Source organism: Nocardia cerradoensis NBRC 101014, assembly GCF_000308535.1.
Classification (GTDB): Bacteria; Actinomycetota; Actinomycetes; order Mycobacteriales; family Mycobacteriaceae; genus Nocardia; species Nocardia cerradoensis.
Genome location: NZ_BAFW01000052.1, coordinates 1 through 10,592, shown reverse-complemented (window position 1 = coordinate 10,592; position 10,592 = coordinate 1). Strand labels below are relative to the sequence as shown.

Annotated in this window: 8 protein-coding genes and 2 tRNA genes; 8 read left to right on the top strand and 2 right to left on the bottom strand. The window is 67.7% G+C overall.

The window, feature by feature from the left end; genetic code table 11:
• Positions 1–261 precede the first annotated feature (261 nt).
• On the top strand, positions 262–900 hold the full coding sequence (gene orn, locus ON23_RS06545; protein ID WP_039776952.1) for an oligoribonuclease: 639 nt from the start codon (positions 262–264) through the stop codon (positions 898–900).
• A 54-nt stretch (positions 901–954) separates the two neighbouring features.
• Positions 955–1,027: transfer RNA gene (locus ON23_RS06540), tRNA-His, on the top strand.
• Between the two features lie 204 nt (positions 1,028–1,231).
• On the opposite strand, the gene ON23_RS06535 is transcribed toward ON23_RS06540, so the two are convergent.
• Positions 1,232–2,803 carry an alpha/beta fold hydrolase gene (locus ON23_RS06535; RefSeq protein ID WP_083903737.1) on the bottom strand — a complete coding sequence of 524 codons (1,572 nt, stop codon included), beginning with the start codon at positions 2,801–2,803 and terminating at the stop codon, positions 1,232–1,234.
• A 251-nt stretch (positions 2,804–3,054) separates the two neighbouring features.
• On the bottom strand, positions 3,055–4,239 hold the full coding sequence (locus ON23_RS06530) for a L,D-transpeptidase (RefSeq protein ID WP_039776951.1): 1,185 nt from the start codon (positions 4,237–4,239) through the stop codon (positions 3,055–3,057).
• A 348-nt stretch (positions 4,240–4,587) separates the two neighbouring features.
• Here ON23_RS06530 and ON23_RS06525 point away from each other — a divergent pair.
• The 6 genes from ON23_RS06525 to ON23_RS06500 all read left to right on the top strand — a co-directional run bounded on the left by ON23_RS06525 (position 4,588) and on the right by ON23_RS06500 (position 10,562).
• Positions 4,588–4,660 (top strand) — tRNA-Lys (locus ON23_RS06525).
• Positions 4,661–5,468: 808 nt separating this feature from the next.
• Positions 5,469–6,182, top strand: a complete 714-nt coding sequence (locus tag ON23_RS06520) for an NAD(P)H-binding protein (RefSeq protein WP_039776950.1) — start codon at positions 5,469–5,471, stop codon at positions 6,180–6,182.
• Positions 6,179–7,246, top strand: coding sequence for a DUF7405 family protein (locus ON23_RS06515; protein ID WP_051042129.1), 1,068 nt, complete (start codon positions 6,179–6,181; stop codon positions 7,244–7,246). Before ON23_RS06520 ends, ON23_RS06515 begins: the two co-directional genes overlap by 4 nt.
• 3 nt (positions 7,247–7,249) lie before the next feature.
• On the top strand, positions 7,250–7,951 hold the full coding sequence (locus tag ON23_RS06510) for a hypothetical protein (RefSeq protein WP_157170180.1): 702 nt from the start codon (positions 7,250–7,252) through the stop codon (positions 7,949–7,951).
• A gap of 228 nt (positions 7,952–8,179) precedes the next feature.
• Positions 8,180–9,244, top strand: a complete 1,065-nt coding sequence (locus tag ON23_RS06505; RefSeq protein ID WP_039776948.1) for an acyl-CoA dehydrogenase family protein — start codon at positions 8,180–8,182, stop codon at positions 9,242–9,244.
• A 25-nt stretch (positions 9,245–9,269) separates the two neighbouring features.
• Positions 9,270–10,562, top strand: a complete 1,293-nt coding sequence (locus ON23_RS06500) for an NtaA/DmoA family FMN-dependent monooxygenase (RefSeq protein WP_039776947.1) — start codon at positions 9,270–9,272, stop codon at positions 10,560–10,562.
• Positions 10,563–10,592: the final 30 nt, after the last annotated feature.

Here is a 10,592-nt window from a genome sequence, read left to right as displayed (position 1 = left end):
GCGGCCGCCGCCTCCGCCGCGACCCGGGCCGCTTCCTCGGCCGCCTTGCGCGCGGCCGCCGCCTTCGCCGCCTTGTCCTCGGAACTGGTCATCGCCGATCCTCCGTCGCCCTGCCCACGCTGCCGACACCGCTGGAATCACGCATACACCTGGGCAAAACTGTAGCGGGAGGTTTGCCGGAAGGCGGCCACAACGGGCCGGACGGCGCGCATCCGGTGCGGTCGGTCCGATTCGCACCGTCCGCGCACTAAGGTTGCCGGGGTGTCCGACAAACTGATGGTGTGGATGGATTGCGAGATGACCGGCCTGCGCCTGGACAGCGACAAGCTGATCGAGGTGGCCGCGCTCGTAACCGATAGCGATCTCAATATCCTCGGCGACGGCGTCGATATCGTCATCCACGCCGACGATGACGCGTTGGCGGCGATGCCGCCGGTGGTGCAGGAAATGCACGCCAAATCCGGCCTCACCGAGGAGGTGCGCCGCTCGACGGTCACCATGGAGGAGGCGCAGCAGCAGGTTCTCGACTACGTGCGCGAGTGGGTCCCCACCCCTGGCACCGTGCCGCTCGCCGGCAATTCCATCGCTACCGACCGCGGCTTCATCGCCCGCGATATGCCCGAACTCGACGCCCACCTGCACTACCGGATGATCGATGTGAGCTCGATCAAAGAGCTGTGCCGGCGCTGGTATCCGCGCATCTATTTCGGCCAGCCGGAGAAGGGCCTGGCCCACCGCGCCCTCGCCGATATCGAGGAATCCATCCGCGAGCTCCGGTACTACCGGCAGACCGCGTTCGTGGCCGCCCCCGGACCCTCGAGCGCCGAGATCGCGGAGATCGCCGCGCAGGTCAGCGCCGGTTCCACCGGCACTCAGCCACCCGCCACACCCGCCGATTAGGTTTCCCGGCGCTCTTCGCGCTACCATCTACCGCGCCGGTTGTTACCGGCGATGGTGACCGTAGTTCAGTTGGTAGAGCACCAGGTTGTGATCCTGGCTGTCGCGGGTTCGAGTCCCGTCGGTCACCCTGCAAGGGGCAGGTCCGGAAGAGATTCCGGACCTGCCCCTTCGTCATTGGTCCGAGTCCGTCATCGGTCCGAGTGTCCGGCCTTCCACCCGGTCCGCTCGGCCGGGTCCCGATCGCGCTGCGCGGACGTGGTGCGCGTCACGGTCACCCGTCGGACCACCCGGATGCCGGCCGACCGGATCGAACCCACACCGGTCGGACGGCTCATTCGATCCGCGTGATGGGTTGGCAGGTGCGGTCGCCTTCCGGGAAGTCCCCGTCCCGGAAATAGTCGTTGGTCGTGTCGAGAATGCAGGTGCTCAGACCGGGACGCAGCACCATGTGGATCCTGGTGTCCGCCAACGTGATCAAACGAGACCCCGACATCTGTCGATGCAGTGCCACCGAGTGCTCGTGAGGCGTCCGGTTGTCGCCGGTGGCAGACAGGATCAGTGCGGGCACATCGTTGTCGACCACGGTGGGCGGCTCCACCGGCGGTGGCCAGAAGGCACAGGGCTGCACATTGTCGGCCAGTGCCGCGAAGATCGGCTGACTCGGGCGAGCCGCCTCGATCGCATTCCAGTACCAGGCGGGATCGGCGGGCATCGGCGCGTCCGCACACCAGATCTGCATCATGACCGAATCTTCGTCGTGCTCGTAGTACTCGATCTGCTGGTGCAGCTGCGGAGGCACCTCGGGTGCGCGTCCCTCCGCCGCATCGGCGACAGCTCGCACCGATGCCGCCAGGGCGTCGTTCAAGCGCGCGTCACGCAACATAGTCCACAGCAGATTCGGCAGGACGTGATCGTCGAAGCCGAAGCCCTCGACGACGATCGGCGATCGCGCTGCCCGGTCGATGAGGGCCTCGACTTTCCGGCGCACCTCGGGCGCGGAGTCACCGAGGTGATACTGCCGATCACGAACCGCCACCCAGGCGGCCCAGTCGTCGAAGGCCGCTTCCACCGCCGGGCCCCAGTCCTGTTGCAACCCGAGCCAATAGCGCTGCGGATCGATGGCACTGTCGAGCACCATGCGATCGGAGCGGCCGGGGAACAATTGCGAGTAGACCGCGCCCAGATATGTTCCGTAGGACACACCGTAATAGCTGATGCGTTCCTCGCCCAGAGCCGCCCGGATCACGTCCATGTCGCGGGCGGTGTTGCGGGTGCTGAGCTGCCGCATCCAGCTCACGTCGCCCCCCACCAGGCAATCGGCGGCCAGCCGCGCCTGCAGGGCCGTTTCGGTGACGAATCCCGGTAACCCGATTCCCGCCGAACGGATCGGGGTGGCGACCGGCCATCCGCAGCGCTGGTGCCGCCCGGAGCGAGCGACACCACGCGGGTCGAATCCGATCAGGTCGTAGTGGCTCAGCACATCCGGTCGGAGAACATCACCGACGAGGTCGAACGCGTCGAGCCCCGGCGTCCCGGGTCCGCCCGAGTTGGTCAGCAGCACACCGCGACGGTGTGCTGTATCGCTTGCCGGGATCCGCGAGACCGCGATCGTGATGATCGGCCCCTCCGGATCGTTGTAATCGAGTGGCACCGCGACATCCGTGCAGACCGCACCCTCCGCCACCAGGGCCGCATCTTCGCACGTACGCCATTCGAGGAGTTGGCGATGAAAGCGCGCCTGCGGGTCTGCCGGTTCAGCGCCCGCCATACCGGAAGCAGAGGCCACCGTCACCGCGAGAGCGGTGACGATCACCGACGCGACGACCCCGCCGACATCCCGCAGCAGATCACGCGAACGACGGCACCCAGAGGACGTGACCGCGCACCGCTCTCCAACACCCATGAGGACCTGACCCTTCAGCAAGCCGAGACCGAATCGCACGGGAGCCACCGCCAACCACGGAGCGGAGCAGCGATCGCTCCGGAAGAGCCACGAACACAGGCGAATTCGGGGAGCCATGGTGGTATTCGCCCCGGCCCCGGATTTCGCGGGAGTGGATTGGCGCAAGCAAGTGTAGCGTCGGATCACCGCGGGAGGCCCGAACGACGAGCGGGCCTTCCGGATCTCCGGGAGGCCCGCGTCGTCACCGGCGGTCAGCGGTTGGTGTCGGCGTTGCCGGCCTTCCAATCCGCCCAGGAAATGTTCCAGTCGCCGAGGCCGTCGACGCCGGACAGGGTGTCACCGACGGTGTTCTTGACGATCGCGATATCGCCGCGCTTGGCGTTCTCGTAGACCCAGCGGGCATCCTCCGGGCTCAGGTTCAGGCAGCCGTGACTGGTGTTCGAATAGCCCTGCTGGCCGACCGACCACGGGGCCGAATGCATGAAGATGCCGCTGTAAGACATGCGTGTCGCCCAGTCGACCGGGGTGCGGTACCCGTTGGGGCCGGTGGCGGCGACACCGTAGGTGGACGAGTCCATGATCATGTGGTCGAACTGGTCGCCGATGATGTAGATGCCGTTCTGGGTGGGCGTGGAGTCCTTGCCCATCGAGGTCGGCATGGTTCGAATCACCTGGCCGTTGCGTTCGACGGTGACCATCTTCGTGTTGTCGTCGGCGGTGAAGACCATCGGATCACCGATGGTGAAGGTGGAATGGATATCGGAGTCACCGATCAGGCCGCCACCCAGATCGCGGCCATAGGTGTTCACATCCACCGTGACCCGGGTTCCCGGAGCCCAGAAATGTTCGGGGCGCCAACGCACTTCGCGATTGTTCACCCAGTAGAACGCGCCCTCCACCGCCGGCGTCGTGGTGATCTTGATCGCATCCTGCGCGGCGCGGCGATCCGGAATGTTCTCGTCGAACTGGATCGCGACCGGCTGGCCGATTCCGACGACCTCGTTCTCCCCGGGCAGCAACCACGGATGCGTCTTGTTGCGCGGCGCGAGAGTGGTGAAACTGATGGCCGTCGAGGTGGTGCCACCGATCCCCACCGCCTCGGCCTGCAGCCGATACGTGCGGTTGAAGCCGAGCTGTTCGGTCAACTGCCACGAGGTCCCGTCGGGCGCGATCTGCCCCGCCACCGGAGTGCCGTCCGGTGTGAGCAACGTGACAGCGGTCAATTTCCCGTTGTCCACCTTCACCGGAATCGGATCGGCCGGCGAAACCCCGACGGCGCCGTCGGCGATCGGCGTCAGCACCTTCGGTTTGACCAGGTCGATGGCCGAATTCGCCTCGACCACCGAGCCACTGCCCGTTGCCCCGGAATCACTGCATCCGGTCACCGCGAGGGCGAGCATCGACACCACGCCCAACCACCCCGCCACCACTTTCATCCGCCGCGAGCCTCGACGTCCGCCCATGTGCAACCCCGTTTCATGCCTCGTGCGCAACCGGGAAGCCCAGCCACGCTGCTCAACCCACCACGCATGCGGGGATCGGTCGAGACCACGCCCACCCATTCTGCCAGGTGGAAGGATCGCAACCGGGTTGACACGACGAGCCGGCCCCGCACACTCTTGCCCGATTCATCCCTTCCGGCCCGCCAACCGTTACCGCATCCACGCAAGATCACGATCCCCCCTCGAACAGCTTTGAACAGGCGATTTCACTTTCCGCCTACCCAACTGTTATGGTTTCTCCCGCACCGGAACGGAGCCTGCAGGCCCGATCCGGAGGTCCAAGCGCCATTAGCTCAATTGGCAGAGCAGCTGACTCTTAATCAGCGGGTTCGGGGTTCGAGTCCCTGATGGCGCACTTACTTCCCAGGTCAGACCATAGATTCGGGACCTGCATCTCTGCCTCGGCGTAGATTCACCAAAAATACGCCAAGAACTCAGCACCACAACCAGCAAGCCCTGCCTGCCCCAGCTTCGGCACCGCCGCCAATCCGGCGCGCCACCGGTTTCGCGCGCGGGCTGGTCCTGCACCAGTCCCACATGCACCAGCGGCTGGGGCCTCAATTCGGCGCTGACCGTCGCGGCGGTGGAGAAGGACACCGGAAACCGTCGTCACCGCCCTCGCCCCGGTGGACGAGAACCTGCACAGTGCCGGCCCGCTGGAACTCGGCGCGGTCGTCGGCAGCCACACAACGCGGGTGGCGCTCGGCGACATCTTCGTGCCCGAGGAGAATGTGCTCACCACCGAATCCATCGACTCTCGACCGTCACCCGGGCACTGCCCATCGCCCGCTCCGGGCGCGGACTCGCCAGCGACAACACCGCGCAGCTCTATGCCCGTACGGCCCTGTTCCTGCTGGTGCGGGGGCAGTCCGCCGATGTCCGCCGGGCTCAGCTCGACGAGCTCGCCGCATGAGTGCCGCGCAGGCCTCCGCGAACGCTGCTCGGTGTCCGTTTCTCTCGTTCGATCGTGAACTTTTTCTATAAGAATGCCCCGTGAGGAAATTGTTGTTTCGTACTCCTCCTTGCTCGCATTCTTGGGGAGTCGGATATTCGGGCGGATACCACGGTGCTGTGACAGCACGGAAAGTGTCCCGCCGCATCGGGTTCGGAGCCGGCACCGCCCGTTGGTTTCCGCGCCATCCGCACCTCGAGGAGGCACCCCCATGACCACCATCGTCGAGCTGGCCCCGGTTTATGCCGAGGCAACCAACCCGGAATTCACCATCGTCCAAGGGATCTGGAACTCGCGCGTCCAGGCCGAGCAGCGCGCTCGCGCCCAGGGGCACGAATTCCTGCGACCCGCGGACGGCGGAGTCGATCGCGAGGAGATCGAGACGCTGCTCGCCCGAGCGGACGCGGTGATTCTCGCGCCGACCACCGCGGCCGCCGAGGGTATGTCGCAGCCCACCGACGGTGAGGAGGCGGGCCGCGAGATCGGCCACCGCCTGCTCGACCGCCTCGCAACCGACCGGCCCGACCTGCATATCGTGCTGGTCTCCCATTTCCTGGTGGGACACGGTGTCGGGCACCGCAACGCCAAGCCGAACACCTGGAGCCTGCGTGCTGTGGAGGCGCATCTGCGTGGCGGCCGCAACCCGTGGACGATCCTTCGCCCCACCTGGCTGTCCACACTGCACGACGAGTCCTACCGGACCCGCCTGACCCAGGATCAGCACGCCGACGGCCTGGTCAGCACCCACGGCCTCGCCGATGCGGTGCTCACCGCGATCGAACGGCCCGAGCTGGCGGCCGGACGCACCGCGGCGGTGTTCAACCTCAGCATCCCGGACACCGGCAGCACCGACCTGGCGGCCCAATTCGCCGCGCTGCGACCGGATTTCGAGGCCACCCGCATCCTGGAACCGGTGCTCGGATGACGCGCACCCGCCCCGCCGGACAGCACGAGTGGGAAGCGAGTTTCGGCCGCGACGAACTCGGCCGCCCGGTGCCGCCGAGCCGCCACCTGCTGATCCTGGTCGACGTCGTCGGGACGCCGGACGCAGCGGCCGCCCGGCATCTGGAGTCGGCCCTGACCGATCTCGAGCGCCGCTACCCGCACGGGCGCGACGGCTTCCTGTCCACCATCGGATGGGGCCCCACCTGGTGGGAACGCCACACCGATCATCCCGGCCTGATCGCCGTGCCCGCACGCATGTCGCGCTACGAGGACCCGATACTCGACACCGCCGACGCGGTCTTCCACATCGCCGGTGACCACGAGGACATCCTGGCCGACGTGCGCGACACCTTGTTCGGCGAATCCGCCGGCGCCCAAGGCGAATACCTGAAGGTGCGGGAGGTGCGCACCGGCTTCGTCGGCGCGGGCCTGCCCACAGCGGCACTGCCGGAACTCGGCATCCCGGCCGATGCTCCCCTGCTGTTCGGATTCCATTCGGTGCTGCGCGGCAACCAGGCGCCAGAACCGGCGATCACCATCACATCCGGTCCCCTCGCCGGCGGCACCACCCAGCACGTGAGCCGCATAGAACTGGACGTCCAACGCTGGCACGCCCTCGACCGCGACCGCCAGGCCGCGCTGCTCTACGGCCCGACCGTGACCGCCGCACAGGCGGAGAAGCTGAACGACGACGCGCCCAGCGACTACGACAAGTACGAGCAGACGGTCGCCGAACACGGAATCGTCGGCCATGCCCAGGCCGCCGCCCGGGCGCGGATCAACAATGTGCCGGTGATCAACCGGCGTGACTTCGCCACCCTCGACGACGGCCGGCCCGGCACCCATTTCGTCTCACTGCAACGAGAGTTGCGCGATTTCAACAACACTCGCGCGATCATGAACGGCGCCGACGGGCCGGACTATCACAAGACGGTCGGGGCGCGCAGGCGCAACGGCATCAACGCCTTCTTCGACGTGACCCATCGCGCCACCTTCGGTATCCCCGCCCGCGAGCTGCGCGCCTACCCGCTTCACAGGAGTTGAGCGATGACCGACCTTCCCGCCTCCTGCCGGCACGTGATCGATCCGGACACTCTCGACGCGCTGCACGAAATCCTGGCCGACCCGTCGACCCCGTTCGGGGTGGCACCCGGCGCCCCCTACGACCGGCAGCTCACCGCACTGCGGGAGGCACACGACTACATCAGTAGCCGCCGGGTCGCCGCGGCCGCCATCGCCTCGCCGCAGGCGGCACGGGCGGTGCTCGATGGACTCGGCGAGGCCGACCCACAGCTGGCGCGCACCCTGCGCCGGCATGTCGTCCTCGCCCCGATCCTGGCCGAACTGCCCGCCGGTCGCGAACGCGATGCCGTGCTCGGCGATATCGACCGCGGCGACCTCGTGACCTGGACCGTGCAGGTGAACTCCTGGACCTGGCACGAGGGTGCCGGCCCGAGTGGCGAACGTCCGATAGCCCGGGCCGACGCCGAACTGATCGTCGACCACTTTCCCGGCCTCTACGACGCGATCCTGCTGTGGGAGCCCACCACAGCGGCGGTGATCGCGGTGCCGACGCACCGGGCCGGGGTCAGCTGGGTTGCCGCCGAAGCGAATTCGATCGATCGCTGGGTGGTGCGATTGGATCGGACCACCTTCCACACCCATGAACTCATCCGGATCGGCTCCGACCAGCGCGCACTGCTGAACCGGCTCACCGGCAGCACCTCACCCGCACCAGCCGAACCCTGAGCACTACCCACCTGAACCAATTCCGCCGCGAACCTCGGTGCACCACAGTTTATTCCGTGTATGTGTCGCGCAGATCCAGCCGTCCGGAGAGGACTCCCCGTGTCCACAACCACCGATGTAATGGAGTTCCGACTCCGCACGCCCGGTGGCGACCGGGAACGAGCCGGGCCGAGGGCCCTCGGTGACACGAAACAGCTTGCAGCACAATACGAATGGAGAGAGACGGCTATGACCGTAAACCAGGTCGCCACCCCCACCGAGCATCCCGTCTACCGCGAGTTCGCCCGGTTCGTCGAGGAGATCATCGTCCCCGCCGCCGTCCAGGTCGACGCCACCGAAGTGCCGCGATCCCACCTCGACGCCCTGCGCGAGGTCGGCTACTTCTCCTGGCCCGTCCCGGCCGACTACGGCGGCGCGGGAATCCCGGCGGCGGTCCGCAACGCCGCCGACGATCTGCTGTTCGGCGCGGACCCGTCGACCGCGCTGGCCCTGACCCAGCACACCGGCCCGATCGGGCAGATACTCGGCTCGGATTCGGCTCCCGCGCGCGAGCTGCTGCCGGACCTGGCGGCCGGAAAACGCATCGGCGGCGCGGGATTCGCGCAGATCCGCTCTTGGCCGCGCAAATCGGCCACTATCGCGACCAAGGTACCCGGCGGGTACCGCTTCCAGGGCACCGTGCGCTGGCTGTCCGGATGGGGCCTGGTCGACACCGCCTGGCTCGGCGGCGTCGACGAACACGACTCCACCTACGTCTTCGGCATCGCCGATCTGACCCGGCCGGGCATTACCGCCACCGCCCTGCAGCTGGCCGCGGTCGCCGGTTCGCGCACGGTGTCGCTGGTCCTCGACGACTATTTCGTCCCCGACGAGTACATCACCGAGGTCACCGATATCGAGAGCTGGAACGCCGTGGACGGAACCGTGCACCCCAACGAACGCCGCCGCCCCGCTGCCGAGGACGCCCCGCAGGTGCCGGCGCCGGGCCCGGTCGGGCTGTCGCGGGCCGCACTGGCCGACGCGCTCACCGCCCACCCCGGCGAGCCGGCGCTGCTTCAGCTGTCCACCGAACTCGAACACGCCGCCGCCACCCCGCTGCCCGAACCACACTGGCGCGCGCAACTCGACGCGATCGCGCTCCGCGCGACCACCGCCGCATTGGTCGCCGCCGGCGGGCAGGGGCTACTGCGCGCCGACATCGCGCAGGTGCGGGCACGCGCCGCCCTGTTCCTGCAGCTGCGCGGACTCTCCCCGCGGGTGCGCAGCGCGCGCCTCGAGCAGTACGCCCACTGAGGACGATTCCCTGCCCGAACGAACCATGCATCTGAACGTGAATGTCGTTGCTGCCGGAACACATCCGGCGGCCTGGCGAGTTCCCGGAGCCAATCCCCGGGCATTCTTCGATCCGTCCCATTACGCCAGGGTCGCCGCGATCGCGGAAGCCGGGCTCTTCGACACCGCATTCCTGGCCGACAACTCGTATCTGCATCCGGAGGGCTATCCCAACTCCGGGCTGGACCCGATCGTCACGCTGTCGGCAATGGCCGCGGCGACCTCCCGGATCGGGCTCATCGGCTCCTACTCGACCACCTTCCACCACCCGTACGCCATCGCGCGGGCATTCACGTCACTCGATCACCTCTCCGGGGGCAGGGTGGGGTGGAATGTGGTCACCAGCCGCAACAAACCGGAAGGCGACAACTACGGGTTCTCCGAATTACCTGACCGCGCCACGCGTTACGCGCGCGCGGCCGAAACCGTCGAGGTCGTCACCGCGCTGTGGGACAGCTGGGCACCGGGCGCGCTGGTTCTCGACACCGAATCCGGGGTGGCGGTCGACCGGGATCTGATCACACCGATCAACCATGTCGGTGCCCACCATTCGGTCGCCGGGCCGTTGCAGCTGCCGCCCTCGCCGCAGGGCCGGCCACTGCTCACCCAGGCCGGCGGCTCGGCGGGCGGTATCGAGCTCGCGGCCCGGTTCGCCGACGCCGTCTTCACCTCCGCACTGTTCATCGAACCCGCCCGCGAGTACTACGCGCAGCTCAAACAGGCCGCCGCGCGGTACGGCCGCTCCCGCGACAGCATCGCGATCATGCCCGGCATCAATCCGGTGGTCGGCTCGACCGAGGCCGAGGCCCGCCGCCGCATCGCCGAACACGACGAGATCGCCGGTCCGCCAACAGATCCTGTCGCGCGCTTCGCCGCGTGGCTCGGTGTGGACCCCGCCGCGATCGACCCTGACCGGCCCTTCCCGCTGGAGCTGCTGAAGTCCACCGGCGACACCTACAGTTCGGTGGGCTTCGACACCTCCGCGCGGCTCTATCTGGAACGCAACCGCCACCGCACGGTGCGCGAGCTGGCCGGCGACGGACGCCAAGGACACCGCGCCGTCGTCGGCAGCGCCGAACAGGTCGCCGACGATCTCGAGATATGGTTCCGCACCGGAGCGGCCGACGGTTTCGTCATCCAATTCGACACCCTGCCCGGCGGACTGGAACTGTTCATCGACCATGTCGTCCCGCTGCTGCAGCGCAAGGCCATCTTCCGGCGCGAATACGGGGAGAACACCCTGCGTGAGCGGTTCGCAGTGCCGCACACCCGGGTGTGACGGCACTGCTGACCGAACTCGGAAAGAGCA